This is a genomic window from Novosphingobium sp. G106, assembly GCF_019075875.1.
Classification (GTDB): domain Bacteria; phylum Pseudomonadota; class Alphaproteobacteria; order Sphingomonadales; family Sphingomonadaceae; genus Novosphingobium.
Genome location: NZ_JAHOOZ010000001.1, coordinates 2,723,571 through 2,739,625, shown reverse-complemented (window position 1 = coordinate 2,739,625; position 16,055 = coordinate 2,723,571). Strand labels below are relative to the sequence as shown.

Here is a 16,055-nt window from a genome sequence, read left to right as displayed (position 1 = left end):
CACGATGAAGGAGATCCGCACCACCTGCGCCTATTGCGGCGTCGGCTGCGGCATCAAGGCCGCGGTCGACGGCCGCGAGGTGACGATAAAGGGCGATCAAGAGCATCCCGCCAATGCGGGCAAGCTCTGCTCAAAAGGCACGCATCTGGGCGAGACGGTCGGTCTCGAAGGCCGGCTGCTCTATCCGGAGATCGGTGGCAAGCGGGTCACTTGGGACCGGGCGATCGATCGCGTGGCGAAAAGATTCGCCGATACGATCGACCGCTATGGCCCTGACGCGGTTGCCTTCTATGTCTCCGGCCAACTGCTGACCGAGGACTACTATGTCGCCAACAAGCTGATGAAGGGCTTCATCGGCAGCGGCAATATCGACACCAACTCGCGGCTCTGCATGTCGAGCGCGGTGGCAGGGCATATCCGCGCTTTCGGCGAGGATGTGGTTCCGGCGACTTACGAGGATCTCGATCAGGCCGACCTGATAGTGCTGATCGGCTCGAACACCGCCTGGTGCCATCCGATCGTCTATCAGCGGATCATGGCCGCCCGTGCCGCGCGCGGGACCAAGCTCGTCGTCATCGACCCGCGCCGGACCGAGACCTGCGAGGACGCCGACCTCCATCTGTCTTTGCGGCCGGGCAGCGACGTCGCGTTGATGAACGGGCTGCTCGCCCATTGCCGCGACAAGGGCCTGCTTGACGAGGGCTATCTCGAGGACTGCGTGAACACGCCCGAAGGGTTCTGGGAAACCCTGAGCGAAGGCAGCGACCTGTGGTCCACCGCCGCGGCCTGCGACCTGCCGCCGGCCGACCTGCTGGCCTTCTACGAGCTGTTCGCCAACAATCCGCGCACCGTCACCTTGTTCAGCCAGGGCATCAACCAGTCAGTCCGCGGCACCGATCAGGTCAATGCGATCATCAATGTCCATCTGGCCACCGGGCGGATCGGCAAGCCCGGCGCGGCGCCTTTCTCGATCACCGGCCAGCCCAACGCCATGGGTGGCCGCGAGGTCGGCGGGCTCGCCTCGACGCTCGCGGCGCACATGGATTTTGCGCCGGAAAATATGGCCACAGTCAAGCGCTTCTGGGCAGCACCTCGCATGGCTTCGAAGCCTGGCCTGAAAGCCGTCGACCTGTTCCGTCAGGTCCGCGAGGGGCGGATCAAGGCGCTGTGGATCATGGCGACCAATCCCGCGGTCTCGCTGCCCGACGCCGGGCTGGTGCGCGAGGCGCTGGCGACTTGTCCTTTCGTCGTAGTGTCGGACTGCATCGGCGATACTGACACCGCTCGTTTCGCCCATGTGAAGCTGCCCGCAGCGGGCTGGGGCGAGAAGAATGGCACGGTCACTAACAGCGACCGTCTGATCAGCCGCCAGCGCGCGCTGTTCCCGCTGGCCGGCGAGGCCAAGCCCGACTGGTGGATCATCACCCAGGTGGCGCAGGCGATGGGCTGGACCGAGGCCTTCGCCTACGATCGCCCGGCCGACATCTACCGCGAACATGCCCGTCTCTCGACCTACCGCAACGAGGGCAAGCGGCTGTTCGACATCGGTCACCATGCGGTGATCTCCAATCCCGCCTACGACGCAATGGAGCCGTTTCGCTGGGGTGACGCGCCATTCGCCGACGGGCGCTTCTGCACGCCGGACGGCAAGGCGCGGCTGGTTGCGACCCAGCAGATGGCGATGGAGAAGCCGCTCGCCAAATGGCCGATGACGTTGAACACCGGGCGTTACCGCGACCAGTGGCATACGATGACGCGCACGGGGCTGTCGCCCAAGCTTTCGCAGCACCGCCGCGAGCCGCTGGTCGAGATCCATCCGGCCGATGCCGCCGAACACGACATCGCGGCCGACGATCTCGTTCAGGTCTCGACACCGCAGGGCGATTCGGTGTTCCGTGCCCTGCTCAGCGAGGGTCAGCGCCGCGGAGAGGTGTTCACGCCGATCCACTGGACCGACCGCCAGTCGACCGGCGGCCGCACCGGCCTGCTGCCGCGGCCGCTGGTCGATCCCGTCTCGGGCCAGCCGGGCTTCAAGAACACGCCCGTGCGGATCGAGAAGCTGATGCCCGAATGGCGCGGCTTCGTGATCGCGCGCGAGATCCCCGATACGATTCCCGCAGCCTATGCGACCAAGGTCCGCGTGCTGCAGGGCTGGCTGGTCGAAGTGGCCGGCGACGGCGATCCCGCCGTGCTCGCCAAGGCCGTGCTGCCCAAGGGCGAGCGGATCGAGACTGTCGACCAGGCCCGCGGCGGTCTGCGCGTCGCGGTGATCGAGGACGGCCAGTTGATCGCCGCGCTGTTCGTCACGCGCAGCGGGCGGACGCCGTCGCGCGATTGGCTGATCTCGCAACTCGCGGCGGCGGGCATGGCCTCGTCGATCGAACTGCTTGCCGGCCGACCCGCGGCGCCGCAGGCAGACCGCGGGCCGATCGTCTGCGTCTGCTTCGATGTCGGCATGAAGACTATCATCGAAGCCATTGGCACACAAGGACTTGTTTCGGTCGAAGCCGTCGGCAAGGCACTGTCCGCAGGGACAAATTGCGGTTCCTGCCGTCCCGCCATCCAGCGCCTGATCGGCGAAACCAAGGAAGCAGCACATGGTTGATCCTATCCACCCCGGAGAAGTCTGGCTCGTCGGTGCCGGACCTGGCGATCCCGAGCTGCTGACGCGTAAGGCCGAGCGGCTGATAGGCGAGGCGAGCGTCGTGTTCTACGATGCGCTCGTTGGCCCCGGCGTGCTCGATCTCGCACGGCCGGGCACGCGGCTCGTCCACGTCGGCAAGCGTTCGGGGCGCCACTCGAAGGACCAGAAGACGATCGACAAGCTGATCGTCGAGGCCGCGCTCGCCGGCGAGCGCGTGGTCCGGCTCAAAGGCGGCGATCCGTCGATTTTCGGCCGTTCGACCGAGGAACTCACAGCCTGCCGCGCAGCCGGTGTGCCGGTGCATATCTGCCCCGGGGTAACCGCGGCCAGCGCTGCCGCGGCGGGACTGGGCGCTTCGCTGACCCTGCGCGGGCTCGCGCGCAAGCTGGTCTTCCTGACGGCCCACGCCCAGGCGGGCGACAAGCTCGACATCGACTGGCAGGCCGCGGCCGATCCGCAGGCGACGCTGGCGGTCTACATGGGCAAGAGCTCGGCCCAGATGCTGACGGTCGGTCTGATCACCGCCGGGCTTCCGGGCTCGACGCCGGTCGCCATGGTCGAGAACGCCAGCCTGCCCGACGAACGCCGCTTCACCACCCGGCTCGACCTGCTGCCGCTCGCCGCAAGGACGGCGCTTGGTGACGGGCCGGCGTTGCTGCTGATTGGCGAGGCGATGCGCGTCGACGAAGCAGTGCCGGCCCCGCTATCCTATTCGGCGTTTTCCCAGCGAACGATGCCGTAGTCCGAATTCGGCCAGCCGAGGATCTGACGCTCGGCCTTGCCGTCGCGGTAGCGGATCAGGCTGATCCCGCCGATCTTGAGGTTGCGCCTGTCCGCGCTGATGTCGGCGCCGGGATTGTCCCAGTCGTCGAACACGAAGGCCGGCTCGATGGCGATGCGCCAGATCGGCCGCGCGCGACTGGCTTCGAGCAGCATTTCGTGCAGCTTGGTGCGGGCTTCGGCCGGCCAGTAGAAGATGCAGGCCGAATGGAACACGCAGATCGGGTCGGGCGTGTCGGCCAGTGCGGCTGGCAGGTGGACCAGTGCGTCGCCTTCCATCAGGCGGATGTCGGTCTGGGCGACCACGTCGAGCGCCTTGGCCAGCCGTTCCTGCTCGTCGCGCAGTTCGGGGAAGCACAGCGCCAGCAGCCAGCGGCGCTCGTCCTCGGAACTGACGTCGATCGTATGCAGGTCGATCCCGGTGCGCTTGCCGATCTCGGGAATGAACAGCTCGGGACCACCGTGGAGCTCGCCTTCGAGCAGGAGCGGCGCGTCGGGTGAGCCGACGAGGCCCTGATCGTTGAGCTTGTAGGCGAACTTGTCGAAAGCCAGCAGCACGCCGCCGCTGCAGCCGATCTCGACGAGGTTCAGCGGCTCGCCGGCTTCGCGCGCGACGACGCACATCGGGGCGAGCAGTGCACGGCAGCGCTCGGCATAGGTGGTCTGGACGGTGCGGGTTTCGAGCAGTTCGCGCAGTTCGTCCCGGTGGGCCCGGCAGAAGCTGACGAGCTTCGGATAGGCGCCTTCGGGCGGCAGCGGGTCGGGATCGATCGTGGCGAAATGCCGCGCCAGCGGATCGCCGGGATCACGCAGGAGCAGGTAATGGACCGCCGAAAACAGGTGCGCAGGCGCCGCGGCATCCATGCCGCCCAGCGCCAGAGCGAGCATCTCCGTGTCCTCCGCCGCCTGGCGGGAGAATTCCGAGAACAGCGACGCGCGCATCCTGCGGAAGATCTCCTCGTGAGCGCGGAAGCCGGCCGCGGCCTCTTCCAGGCGGGCATCGTCGAGCGAGGCTGCGGTCATTGCGAAACTCCGGTTGGTGCCGCCGCATCGACGAACTGGCGCTTGCCCGGCAGGTGGAACGAATTGTCGATATGCGCGCGGAAATTGAGGAAATGCACGCCTTCGGGCCCGGCCTTGAACCCGTAGAACACCCCGCCGCCGATCGTGACCGTGGCGCCGGGGCCGACCTTGCGGTTGCCCAGGAGCATCTCGCCCGAGACGATGTACATGATCTCGTCCTCGTCGTGGCAATGCAGCTCGACCACTTCGTGCGGATGCATGCGCAACTCGACGAGTTGCGGCGTTTCGGCCGTGCCGGGCTCGCGGATCTTGTAGGCGCTCGCGGGGCCGCCATCGGGCAGGATCGCCTTCGCCGCCTCGCTCTGTTCGCGCATGCCGGCGACCTGCCAGGGAACCTTGTCGGGCGTGGTTATGCGGACTTTCGCCATCTTCTTTCCTCTCTCGTTCTATTCAACCTCGCGTTGCGGCGAGGCCGAATTCGCGCAGTGCCGTGGTGACCTCTTCGGGCCGTTCCATCATGCTGAAATGCCCCGTCCGCGGCAGGATCTGCACGGCGAGTTGGGGCAGGGCCTTGCGCAGGTGGTCGAGGTAAGGGCTTGATTCCCTATCGCTATCGAAGCTGCAGCGCGGGGTGAAGTTGTCGTGATAGGTGCTCTGGATGGCGAGTACCGGAAGCTGCCTTGGCAGGGCGGCCAAGACCTCGTCCGCGCGTTCGCGGTCCCAGTCCTCCAGCGCCTTCACCGCGGCCCACATTACGGCCTCGGGCGGTGACGACATCGTTCGGATGACATGCGCGCGGGTCGCGGCGTCGGCGTAGGGGCCGGCGGTACGGTCGAGGATCGCGGCAAGGCTCATGTCGCCACCTTGCGCTTTGGTGGAGCCCGGCTGCGGCTCGGTCGCGGCAAGGCCGCCGATTACGCGGCTGCCGTCGAGCAGGACCAGCGCCGCCGCATTCGCGGGCCGCTGTACCACCACTTCGCTGGCGATGCGCGAGCCGAGGCTGTGCCCGACGATGATCGCGGGCGCGAGATCGAGCGCTTCGATCAGCGCGTTCACGTCCGCAGCCCATCGCCGAACCGACAGCAGAACCTCGGTACCGGTTGAGCCGCCGTGGCTGCGCAGATCCATCGCCAAGACGGTAGAGTCGCGGCTCAGGCCGTCGATCTGCGCATGCCAGTCCGAAAGTGCGCAACACCCTCCGTGGATCAGCACGAAGGCCGGCCGGCCCTTGCCGGTAAGCTGATAGTTCAGCTCTGTGCCGTCGATCGTCAGACTCGGCATGGGGCATGCCATTGACAGGGGCTGGTCGCGCGGGCGATCTTGGCTATCCGGGCCGCCGGCGAGACAACGGTCCGCGATGGGAGAAACGGCTGGTGCAAGCGATGTTCGATCCGCGGATCGTGCCCAATCCCTATACCGCGCTGCTCGCTGCCGAACGCCCGGTGGCGGAGGCGCGCAATTCGTACCAGCGGCAGCGCGCGCGGCGCGCCGGAATCCTTGCGACCACCCGTGCAGTGCTCGCCCAGGGGCAGGAGAACTTCACGCTGCGCCGCGTTGCGCAGGAGTGCGGCGTCACTGTCCAGACCCTGCGCAACAGCTTCGGCCGGCGCGAGGAACTGATGGTCAGCGCGATCAACGAGCACACGACCGCGGTCTGGGAGGCGCTCGGCGCCTTCTCGCAGGGGCCTGCGCTGTTCCTCGATCTTGCCGAGATGTACTTCCACTGCGCCGCCGCGACGCCCGATTTCCTGCGCGCGATGGTGACCTCGGCGGTTGGCGCGGCCGAGCCGCTCGCCGTGCTCCAGCGTCACGGATCGGCGATCAAGATGGGCCACCTGCGCCGGCTGGCGCGCGAGGGCAGCCTTCGCCCCGATGCCGATCTCGAAGCACTCGCGGCGCAGATCACCCGGCTCAACACCTTCATGATGTACGAGTGGGCGGCCGGCGGCGATGCCATCGAACTGCGCCGGCAGATGGTCACCGGCAACCGCCTGCTGCTGATCGGTGCGGTCAGCGCCGAGGGCGCGCGCCAGCTCGACGCCTGGCAGATGAGCGAGATCGCCGCCTAGGCTCATTTGCTGCTGCCCTGGAAACGCGCTTCGAAATCGAGCAGCGCGTCGATCCCCAGCAGTTTCATGATCCCGCCCGGCGCGGCGATCTTGGGCGGGTTGGCCGCGCGATAGGCCGCCTCGGTGCCGCTGCGGTGCAGTTCGGCGAGCGAGCGGTGAAGGGCGTTGACCGCTGCCTCGATCGGGCCGCCGGTAAGACCCATGACCTTGTAGCCGATCGCTGCCATGTCGCTCGCGGCATAGCCCGCGGGGATCAGCACGCCCTTGACGGGCCCGTCGATCTCACGCGCGAGCCGCGCATAGACCTCCATCTGGTCGTCGGGTGTCAGCTCCGAAATCGGGCGGCCATCGACGACGAAGCAGATCGGCATGGCTATGTCCGCGCCTGCCGCCAGGTAGCGGTTGCAGCGCAGGATCAACTCGTCGATGCCGAGCAGGTCGGCGTCCGAGCGGGCGATGACGACGAAATCGGGATCGCGCCGCGCGGCGAGGGCAGCGCCGAGCCGCGCGAGCTGTTCCTCCAGGCTGACCACGCTGCGGCCGTCGAGCGCCGGGCAGCGCTTGGGACCGTGCTGATCCTCGAGCTGGATCGCGGCAATCCCGCAGTCCTCCATCTCGCGCACCAGCCGCGCGATGTTGTGGACGCCGCCGAAGCCGGTCTCACCGTCGCAGGTCACGGGAACGTCGACCACGCCGGCGATGCGCCGTGCCTGGCCGACGAGTTCGCTCAGCGTCAGCAGGCCAACATCGGGCTTGCCGAGCAGCGCGGCCTCGACGCCGAAGCCGCTGATCGCCAGGGCCTCGAAGCCGACCTGTTCGGCGATCCGGGCCGACAGTGCGTCGTAGACTCCCGGCGTGACGAGGCAGCCGGTGCGGTCGATCAGTGCGCGGAAGCGTTTGCCTGCGCTCATGCTGTCAACTCCCGCAGATCGTTGAGCTCTTCGAGGCGGCGCAGGCGAGCGAGCAGGGCCGGCCGGTCCTCGACCCCGCCATGCCGCGCGCAATCGAGGAACTTGACGTCGAGATCGGCGTCGGCCAGCGGCTGGCGGGCATGCCCCTGCGGATGGCGGATCGGCCCGCTATCGAGGCGCCGCCCGTCGCGCGTCTCGATCACCACGCGATCGAACTTCGCCATGCCGGGCTGGTCCGGGCATTCCTCATCGACGAGCTCCATCCGTGTCAGGGCATAATACGCGGCGATGTCGGCGCGGCGGACATAGTCGTCCGAAAGCTGCGCGAAACCGACGGCGCGATCGACCAATGCGGCGGCGACATTGTGATGCAGGCTGAACCGCGCTTCCAGGCCGGTCGTGGGATGGGCGAAGCGGAGCGTCGCGGCCTGCGCTCGGCCCAGACCGACCGTGACGCTTGCGACATCCGCGGCAGTCAGTCCGTTTTCGGTCGCGAGGCCGATCACCCCATCGATCGCGCGGTGCGATGCATAGCAGACCGGATAGCGCTTGACCGATAGCCCCTCGCTCAGCAGCCGCCAGTCATCGGGCCCCTGCGCCAGGCGTGGCGGTGCATGGGTATCGACTGCGCCGGAGGGAGAGATTCCGCGCAGCAGGCCATGCGGGCCTTCGAGCGCGCTTGCCGATGCGGTCAGTCCCGCTGCGGCCAGCCGGACCGCCTCGATCGCGTTGGCGGCGGCGCGGCCCGCCTGGAGCGGCTTGATCGGCGTTCCGAAATTGCCGATGACGCCGCCGGTGAAGCTTGCCGCGATGGCGACGGCATGGCCGGCACTCACCGGATCGAGCCGGTTCAAGGCCGCCACGGCAACGGTCGCCGCGATTGTCCCGAGCATCGCGGTAGGATGCCAGGAGCCGAGGTGATAGCTGCCGGTCTCGCGCCAGGCGAGTTCGGCCCAGGCCTCGTAGCCGAGCACATAGGCTCGGAGTGCCGCCGAGCCGGGCGCGCTGAGCCGCTGCGCCTCGGCCAGGATCGCCGGCACCAGCACCACGCTAGGATGGCCATGCGCGGCGACGTCGTCGTAGTCGAGCATATGCGCGGCCATGCCGTTGAGAAGGGCTGCATCACGCGCGGACAGGCGCCTTCCGCCGTACAGTGCGATTGCTTCGTCACCCGCGCTCAAGGTCGCGGCGAGCTGGCCTATGCCCGGCTCCTGCCAGCCCGCCAGAGCGACTCCCAAGGTATCGATGAAGGCGCGCCTGGCCGCGCCGACCGCCGCGGGGTCGACAGGCGCATCTGCCCCTCGCGCGATCATCCGCGCCAGACCGGCAGTCAGCCCATTTCCCGACACCGCGATCTCCCGATAGTGCCCCTCTTCATCGCGGTTGCGGCGCGGCAAGGCCAGAGGCCGGCGATGGATTCATTTGCTTCTTTGCCGAAAGCGCAAAGTCGCCGCTGCTACGCACCCCCGCGATCCGGTCTAGGAGGAGGCTACAGGAGACCTTCATGCCGATCACCATCACGCCCGTGCAGGGCGATTTCGTCGCACGCGTTACCGGTGTCGATCTGCACCGCCCGCTGGACACCGCGGATCGCGATGCCATCGTCCGCGCTTGCGACGCCTATGGGGTTCTCGTCTTCCCGGGCCAGTTGCTCGAGAAGGAGGAACTGGTCGCTTTCGGTGCCGCCTTCGGCGAGGTCGATACGACGCTGCAGAAGAAGCTGCTGAACCATGTCCAGAACCGGCTCGGCCTCGATACGGTGACCGACATCTCCAACATCGACGCCGAGGGCAATGTCGCCGGCCCCGAGCACTGGCAGACGATCACCACGGTCGGCAACCGCTTCTGGCACAGCGACGGGTCCTACAAGCACACGCCGATCCGCTACTCGATCCTCAACGCGGTCACCGCGGTCGAGCGGGGCGGGGCGACGCAATATGCCGACCTGCGTGCCGCCCACGACAGCCTCGACGACGACACCCGCGCCTGGATCGCCGACAAGGTAGGCGTGTTCTGGTCGCACAACACGCGCGACTGGCTCAAGATTCCCGACAGCGAGGCGGAGCGCAGCGCTTTCGCCAAGGCGCGCTGGCCGCTGATCCGCACGCACCCGGGTTCGGGGCGCAAGGTTCTGTGGTGCGACAGCAAGGTCTTCGCGATCGAGAACATGCCGCTACCCGAAGGCCGCGCGCTGGCGCACGAACTGATCGAGCACATCGGCCAGCGCGAGCATGTCTATAGCCACCACTGGCAGCCGGGCGATCTCGTCATGGCCGACAACCGCTGCACCGTGCATCGCGGACGGCGCTTCGATCATGCCGAGCGGCGCGAAATGCGCAGGGTTGAGACTACCGACGACTCCTGCTCGCTCGGTCCGGCCTGACTCTTCCTCTTTTCGTATCCCAACGAACGAAACGGCGCGCTCCTTTTGGGGAGCGCGCCGTGAGTGTGTTTGGGTGTTGAGCGGGCGTTCAGAGGATGAAGTCTGACGCCTGCATGGCATGGTTGTTGTCGAGGATGATCTCGAACTCGGCGTTGGCGTTGCCCGAGATGTTGCCGAAGATGGCAACGTGGCCGTTGTCCATGCCGATCCGCAGCTGGCCCAGGCCGGTGAAGGCGGCTTCGCCGATGAAGGTGAAGGCCTGGTTGCCGGCGAGGGTGCCGTTGGCGTCGATGGTGCTGAGGTCGATCAGGTCGCCGAGCGCGAAGTCGGTGATGTGATCGGCGAAGGCACCGCCGTTCTTGGTGTGGCCCGCGGCAGTGAAGACGAAGGTGTCGTTGCCCGCGCCGCCGGTCAGGACGTCGGTGCCCAGGCCGCCGTCGATGTGGTCGTCGCCGGCGCTGCCGGTCAGCGTGTCGTTGCCCGTGCCGCCGTTGATCGAGGTGATGCCGACCAAGGTCGCCCCCCGAGAAGTCGAGCACGTCGTCGCCGGTCGTGCCCGAGATCTTGACCCCGGCAAAACCGCCCGCCGAGATCGTCTCGATGCCGCTGATCGAACTCAGCCCGATCACCGTGTTGACCGCATTCACCAGGATCGTGTCATTGCCCGCACCGCCGTCGATGGCGTCGAAGCCGCCGCCGGCACCGGTGAAGTAGATCACGTCGTTGCCGCCGCCGGTGTGGACCGTGTCGTTGCCGGCACCGGCAAAGATCGTGTCGCTCCCCGAGAGCGTGGTGATGACGTCGGCGCCGCCCTTGCCGTCGACGGTCCAGTTGTCCTCGGTCGGCGCGGTGAAGACGTTGGCCGCCGCGGTGCCCGAGTAGGACTGGTTCTCGACCACGTTGGTGAGGTTGATGGTCAGCTGCTGGTGGAAGGTCGCCCCGGCCGCGTCCTTGACCTGGACGTCGATGGTGTAGTGGGTCGAGGCTTCGTAATCGAGCAGCGAGCCGTTGCCGACGAAGACCTGTCCCGTGGCCGAGTTCAGGTAGAAGCGGCCGCCGGCGCTATCGAGCAGGGTATAGGTGAAGCCCGAGGCGTTATCGACGTCGGTCGGGATCAGCGTGCCCACGAGCGTGTTGTTCGGCCGCTGCTCGGGAAGCGTCGAGTTGCTGAGCGCCAGCGCGGTCGGCGCATCGTTGACCGCCGCGAGAGCAAAGCCCTGCGAAGCCGCGAGGCTGCCGCCGTTGCCGTCCGACACGGTGTAGGACAACGACACCGCACCGTTGTAGTTCGCCGCCGGCGTGATCGTGAACGTGCCGTCGTGGTTGTCGACAACTACACCGTGGTTCGCCGTCAGGCCGACCACCGAAAGCGTGTCGCCGTCGGCATCGGTGAAGCCCTGGAGCAGGCTGGCCGCCGACACGACGTAGGACAGATCCTCGGTGCCGTTCGCCAGCACGGCCTGGGCACCCGTCAGTGCCGGGGCCTCGTTCAGGTTGCCGACGGTGACCTTGATGCTGTCCTCGCCGACGAGGCCGTGACCGTCGTCCACCGCTACGTCGATTTCATAGACGTTGTCGTGGTTCGCATCGCTTGGAGCGTCGAAGTCCGGCGCTGCCTTGAAGGTGATCACTCCGGTGGCCGCATCGATCGTGAACAGGTCGGCATCGAGGCCACCCGAGATCGTGTAGGTCAGGTGGTCGCCGTCCGGGTCGGTGGCAGTCAGCTGCGCCGCCGCGGTCTGGTTCTCGCCGACCGCGAAGGCCGAAGGCGAGGTGAACAGCGGGCCTTCGTTGACGTTGCCGACGGTGACCTTGATGCTGTCCTCGCCGACGAGGCCATGGCCGTCGTCGACCGCGACGTCGATCTCATAGACGTTGTCGTGATCGGCATCGGCCGGGGCCTCGAAGTTCGGCGCAGCCTTGAAGCTGATCGCACCGGTCGCGGTATCGATCGTGAACAGGTCGGCGTCGAGGCCGCCCGAGATCGAGTAAGTCAGGTGGTCGCCGTCGGCATCCGTCGCGGCCAGCTGCGCTGCTGCAGTCTGATTCTCGTCGGCTGCGAAAGTCGAGGGCGAGCTGAACAGCGGGCCTTCGTTGACATTGCTTACGGTCACCTTGATGCTGTCTTCGCCGACGAGGCCGTGGCCGTCGTCGACCGCGACGTCGATTTCATAGACCCCGTCGTGATCGGCGTCGGTCGGGGCTTCGAAGTTCGGCGCCGCCTTGAAGCTGATCACGCCGGTTTCGGCGTCGATCGTGAAGAGGTCGGCGTCGAGGCCGCCCGAGATCGAGTAGGTCAGGTGGTCGCCATCGGCGTCGGTCGCAGTCAGGTGCGCCGCCGCGGTCTGGTTCTCGTCGACGGCGAAAGCCGAAGGCGAGCTGAACAGCGGGCCGTTGTTGCCGAGGACGAGGTCGCCGCCAGGCGAACCGACTTCGGCACCATCGTGCGCCGCGTTGAAAGCGCCGTTGGTGCCGACCGAGCTGACCGTCGTGATCGCGGCATTGTTGAGGCCGGCGGTGTTGTCGAAAGTCGGGAAGGGACCGTTCGGCGAAGCGCCGAAGCTCACATTGGCCTGCAGGACCCCGCTGGCGTTGTAGAGATTGACCGCGTCACCGCCGGTGCTGAGGCCGACGCCGCTGCCGCAGTAGGTGCCGATCTGCAGGTTGACTGGCGGATGGCCGCCGAACCAGGTGTCGATGAAAGCCGCCTTGAGCGCGGCGATCTGCGACGCGCTGGCACCGGCGGGCGCTTCGATGAAGATCACCGATTCGCCCACGGCGAGGTTGGTGACGCCACTGAGCGCGACCGCGTTGCCGAAGGCATTGGAGTTGTCGTCCATCTTCCAGCCGGTGAGGTTCACCGCGACGGCACCGGTGTTGGTCACTTCGAACCAGTCGGCCCCGCCCGGGCTGCTGCCGCTCGCCCACGGCGCCACTTCGGTGATGCGCACGGTCGGCTGCGGACCTTCGGCAACATCCGTGAGGTTGAGCGAGAAATTGACGCTCGCGTCCGGCGTGCTGCCGAGCGTGGTATCGTCGACATTGACGGTGACCGCGTAGTTCGCTGGGCTATGTGTTCGACTATACCGACCCGGCCTAGTCTTTCCGCTCCGGCAGATTGAAAACCGCGCGCCGGACGTCATACGCTTGCAGTGGTTGTGCCGGAAGGGTTCCGGCGACCATCTTCCTGACGAAGGCAAGCGACGCTCATGACCCAGAAGGTTCCCGTACTCGTCACCGGCGGCGCAGGCTACATCGGCAGCCACGCCGTGCTTGCGCTGCTCGACGCCGGCTGGCCCGTCGCGGTGATCGACAATCTTTCGACCGGCTTCCGCTGGGCAGTGCCCGCCGCTGCGGCCTTTTACGAAGGCGATGTCGCCGACAGGGCGCTCGTGGCGCGGATCTGTGCGGAACGGGGCATCGGCGCGATGATGCATTTCGCCGGTTCCATCGTCGTTCCTGAATCGGTCACCGATCCGCTGAAGTACTACCGCAACAACACCGCGGGCAGCTGCGCGCTGATCGAAGCTGCGGTGGCGGCGGGTGTGCCGCATTTCCTCTTCAGCTCGACCGCGGCGACCTATGGCATTCCCGAAGTGTCCCCCGTGACGGAAGACAGCCCCAAGGTGCCGATCAACCCTTACGGCACGTCCAAGCTGATGACAGAACTGATGCTCGCCGACGTCGCTCGTGCGCATGCGATCAACTATGGCGCCTTGCGCTATTTCAACGTGGCCGGTGCCGATCCCGAAGCACGCACCGGCCAGTCGACCGCGGGCGCGACGCATCTGATCAAGGTCGCGGTCGAAGCGGCGCTGGGCAAGCGCGGCCATGTCGACGTCTTCGGCACCGACTATGCGACGCCTGACGGCACCGGCGTGCGCGACTATATCCACGTCTCCGACCTTGCGGCAGCGCATGTCCTCGCCTTGGAAGCGCTGATCGCCGAACCCGCGCGTTCGCTGACGATGAACTGTGGCTACGGCCGCGGCTTCTCGGTGCTCGAGGTGCTCGACGCGGTCGATCGGGTCACGGGTGGCCGCATCGACCGCCGCCTTGCCCCGCGGCGCGCCGGCGATCCCGATTCGCTGATCTCGGACAATTCGCTGATCCAGGCGACGCTGCCCTGGGTACCGCGTCATGCAGATCTCGACGCGATCGTCGCCCACGCCTTCGCCTGGGAGCGCAGACTGTCGGAGATTCTCGTGGGGGCCGGCAGCTAAAGCTGGCAGGCGTCGTCGCGCGGCCTGGTCATCGGCGGCTGTGATTGCCGACGAGGGCTGGGTCATGGGCAAACCATGCTATTGCGTATCGCGTATCGCACGACGTCGGCGGTTGTCCGCATCTTGAGCTTGTGCATCAGCGAGGCGCGATGAGTCTCCACGGTCTTGACGCTGATGTTCAGCCTGTGGGCGATCTGCTTGTTGATATTGCCGTCGGCGATGAGTTGGACGACCTCGCGTTCGCGCGGCGTGAGCACAGGGGTGATACCGATATCGCGGCCCCGCTCGAAGAAGTAGTTCTCCAGTCTTTCCGCTATCGTGGCCGAGAGATAGCGCTTGTGCTTGGCCATAGCCTCGACCGCCGCAATCAGGTCCGCGGTGGCATCGGATTTCAGCACGTAGCCAAGCGCGCCCGCCTCCAGGACCTCGATCAGGATGCTCTCACGGTCGTGCATCGTGTAGATCAGGATTTCGATGCCGGGCAGTTCGCGCTTTATCGCTCGGGTCAGCGCCAGCCCGTCCATCTGTGGCAGCGAATAGTCGAGAATGGCTATGTCGGGCCGAGTCTCGTGCGCGAGCCTCAAAGCGTCGACGCCGTTTGCAGCCTCTCCGGCGATCTGCCAGCCCTCGCGAATCTTTAGAACCGCGCAAACGCCTTGGCGTATCACCTCGTGATCGTCGGCGATCAGTATCCGGCAGCACGAAGGTGACATCCTGGTCCTCGGCGGTTTGATGGGGCATTGCAGTGTCAGGGGGGCTTCATTTGTCCGGGCTGGAATAGAACCCGGCCAAGTGGTCGGTCTTACTTGCGCAGTGCGCCGTCGGCATCGACCGGTGAGAGTGCCTTGAGTTTGCCGAGCCCCTCCACGCTCAGTTTGGCCCAGATGGAGTCGACAATCTGGAAGACATGTTCGCGGCCTTCGAAGCCTCGAAATGATCGTGGAAGCAGCACCGAGGTGATGATCATGGGAAAGAAGCACAAGCAGTCCAGGGACCTCGAAGCCGGCGGCCAGGAACCCCTGAAGCGCAAGGAATACGAAGCGCATCTCCGTAAGCTGCAGGTGGAGCTCTGCCATCTGCAGGAGTGGATCAAGCAGACCAATTATCGCGGCATCGTGGTGTTCGAGGGCCGCGATGCAGCGGGGAAGGGCGGCACGATCAAGGCCATCACCGAACGCGTGAGCCCCCGCGTCTTCCGGGTCGTGGCGTTGCCCACACCGTCGGAGCGGCAGAAGAGCCAGATGTTCATGCAGAGGTATATCGAGCATTTCCCCTCGGCCGGCGAAATCGTCATCTTCGACCGCAGCTGGTACAACCGGGCTGGCGTCGAACGGGTGATGGGCTTCTGCACGAAGCAGCAGGCAAAGCGCTTCCTTGAGGGATGCCCTGAAATAGAGAACTACATCATGGAAAGCGGCATCCAGCTCATCAAGTTCTGGCTGGAAGTCAGCGAGGAAGAGCAGACGCGGCGCTTCCGGGCGCGCATCGAGGATCCGCTGCGGCAATGGAAGCTCAGTCCGATGGATGTCGAGGCTTACGACCGCTGGTACGATTATTCGAAGGCGCGCGACGAGATGCTCGAGGCGACCGACACCGAACAGTCGCGATGGCATATCGTGCGGACCGACGAAAAGCGGCGGGGGCGCCTCAATCTCATCAGCCATCTCCTCCGGCTCATTCCTTACGAGCGGATCGAGAAGGAACTGGTCAAGCTGCCCAAGCAGTCGGACAAGCACGCCTATGACGATCAGGCCACGCTGGTCGGTCGCCACTTCGTCCCGGAGTTCTGAAGCGCGGCCCGCGCGGGCAAGGTCTGAACAAATCGGTGGAATCAATTTGAGCGGGATTGAACGTAATTACGCTTGCCATCGACGATTTCGCGCTCTCGGGCGCTTGAAATCGCGGCGCAAATCCTGGCGTGACAGGGTCTCGTCGAGGCTGGTCGATTGCAAACCCGGTTCGCGGCAAGGCGCCATAAATCGCCGTAAATCACTGCACTGGAACAGATATTGAATATCCGCT

The 16,055-nt window shown here is 66.3% G+C and carries 14 protein-coding genes and 1 pseudogene; 6 read left to right on the top strand and 9 right to left on the bottom strand.

What is annotated here, in order from left to right; genetic code table 11:
* The first annotated feature begins 4 nt into the window (after positions 1–4).
* On the top strand, positions 5–2,605 hold the full coding sequence (locus KRR38_RS13105) for a nitrate reductase (RefSeq protein WP_217402143.1): 2,601 nt from the start codon (positions 5–7) through the stop codon (positions 2,603–2,605).
* The gene (gene cobA, locus KRR38_RS13100; RefSeq protein WP_217402141.1) at positions 2,598–3,386 is read left to right on the top strand and encodes a uroporphyrinogen-III C-methyltransferase; all 789 of its coding nucleotides are present in this window, start codon (positions 2,598–2,600) and stop codon (positions 3,384–3,386) included. The genes KRR38_RS13105 and cobA overlap by 8 nt, the downstream gene beginning before the upstream one ends.
* Here the strand turns inward: cobA and KRR38_RS13095 are convergent.
* Genes KRR38_RS13095 through KRR38_RS13085 form a run of 3 tightly spaced genes read right to left on the bottom strand, consistent with a single transcriptional unit; the run spans position 3,353 to position 5,728 of the window.
* A complete protein-coding gene (locus KRR38_RS13095) occupies positions 3,353–4,447 on the bottom strand; it encodes a DUF2332 domain-containing protein (RefSeq protein WP_217402139.1) in 1,095 nt (364 codons plus the stop codon). The two genes, cobA and KRR38_RS13095, sit on opposite strands and share 34 nt — an antisense overlap.
* Positions 4,444–4,875 carry a cupin domain-containing protein gene (locus KRR38_RS13090; protein ID WP_217402137.1) on the bottom strand — a complete coding sequence of 144 codons (432 nt, stop codon included), beginning with the start codon at positions 4,873–4,875 and terminating at the stop codon, positions 4,444–4,446. The genes KRR38_RS13095 and KRR38_RS13090 overlap by 4 nt, the downstream gene beginning before the upstream one ends.
* Positions 4,876–4,897: 22 nt before the next feature.
* A complete protein-coding gene (locus tag KRR38_RS13085; RefSeq protein WP_217402135.1) occupies positions 4,898–5,728 on the bottom strand; it encodes an alpha/beta fold hydrolase in 831 nt (276 codons plus the stop codon).
* Positions 5,729–5,820: 92 nt separating this feature from the next.
* On the opposite strand from KRR38_RS13085, the gene KRR38_RS13080 reads away from it, so the two are divergent.
* Complete coding sequence (locus KRR38_RS13080; RefSeq protein ID WP_217402133.1) at positions 5,821–6,516, top strand: TetR/AcrR family transcriptional regulator; 696 nt, start codon at positions 5,821–5,823, stop codon at positions 6,514–6,516.
* A gap of 2 nt (positions 6,517–6,518) precedes the next feature.
* Here the strand turns inward: KRR38_RS13080 and KRR38_RS13075 are convergent, their stop codons facing one another.
* Together KRR38_RS13075 and KRR38_RS13070 are read right to left on the bottom strand one after the other, a co-directional pair.
* On the bottom strand, positions 6,519–7,427 hold the full coding sequence (locus tag KRR38_RS13075) for an oxaloacetate decarboxylase (protein WP_217402131.1): 909 nt from the start codon (positions 7,425–7,427) through the stop codon (positions 6,519–6,521).
* Positions 7,424–8,776 carry an MmgE/PrpD family protein gene (locus tag KRR38_RS13070; protein ID WP_217402129.1) on the bottom strand — a complete coding sequence of 451 codons (1,353 nt, stop codon included), beginning with the start codon at positions 8,774–8,776 and terminating at the stop codon, positions 7,424–7,426. The genes KRR38_RS13075 and KRR38_RS13070 overlap by 4 nt, the downstream gene beginning before the upstream one ends.
* A gap of 155 nt (positions 8,777–8,931) precedes the next feature.
* On the opposite strand from KRR38_RS13070, the gene KRR38_RS13065 reads away from it, so the two are divergent.
* Complete coding sequence (locus tag KRR38_RS13065; protein WP_217402127.1) at positions 8,932–9,810, top strand: TauD/TfdA family dioxygenase; 879 nt, start codon at positions 8,932–8,934, stop codon at positions 9,808–9,810.
* 88 nt (positions 9,811–9,898) lie between these two features.
* Here KRR38_RS13065 and KRR38_RS37750 read toward each other — a convergent pair whose 3' ends face one another.
* Both KRR38_RS37750 and KRR38_RS13060 read right to left on the bottom strand, forming a co-directional pair.
* Positions 9,899–10,324, bottom strand: coding sequence for a hypothetical protein (locus tag KRR38_RS37750; RefSeq protein WP_375293461.1), 426 nt, complete (start codon positions 10,322–10,324; stop codon positions 9,899–9,901).
* 211 nt (positions 10,325–10,535) lie between these two features.
* Positions 10,536–12,953 (bottom strand): annotated as a pseudogene (locus KRR38_RS13060) (tandem-95 repeat protein); the annotation flags it as partial.
* 66 nt (positions 12,954–13,019) lie between these two features.
* Here KRR38_RS13060 and galE point away from each other — a divergent pair.
* Positions 13,020–14,033 carry a UDP-glucose 4-epimerase GalE gene (galE, locus tag KRR38_RS13055; RefSeq protein ID WP_217402123.1) on the top strand — a complete coding sequence of 338 codons (1,014 nt, stop codon included), beginning with the start codon at positions 13,020–13,022 and terminating at the stop codon, positions 14,031–14,033.
* Positions 14,034–14,095: 62 nt separating this feature from the next.
* Here galE and KRR38_RS13050 read toward each other — a convergent pair whose 3' ends face one another.
* Both KRR38_RS13050 and KRR38_RS13045 read right to left on the bottom strand, forming a co-directional pair.
* Positions 14,096–14,746, bottom strand: a complete 651-nt coding sequence (locus KRR38_RS13050; RefSeq protein ID WP_217402121.1) for a response regulator transcription factor — start codon at positions 14,744–14,746, stop codon at positions 14,096–14,098.
* Positions 14,747–14,835: 89 nt separating this feature from the next.
* The gene (locus KRR38_RS13045) at positions 14,836–15,000 is read right to left on the bottom strand and encodes a hypothetical protein (protein WP_217402119.1); all 165 of its coding nucleotides are present in this window, start codon (positions 14,998–15,000) and stop codon (positions 14,836–14,838) included.
* Here KRR38_RS13045 and ppk2 point away from each other — a divergent pair.
* Positions 14,999–15,823 (top strand): polyphosphate kinase 2, encoded by an 825-nt coding sequence (gene ppk2, locus KRR38_RS13040; RefSeq protein ID WP_217402117.1) that lies wholly within the window; start codon positions 14,999–15,001, stop codon positions 15,821–15,823. The two genes, KRR38_RS13045 and ppk2, sit on opposite strands and share 2 nt — an antisense overlap.
* The last annotated feature ends 232 nt before the right edge of the window (positions 15,824–16,055 follow it).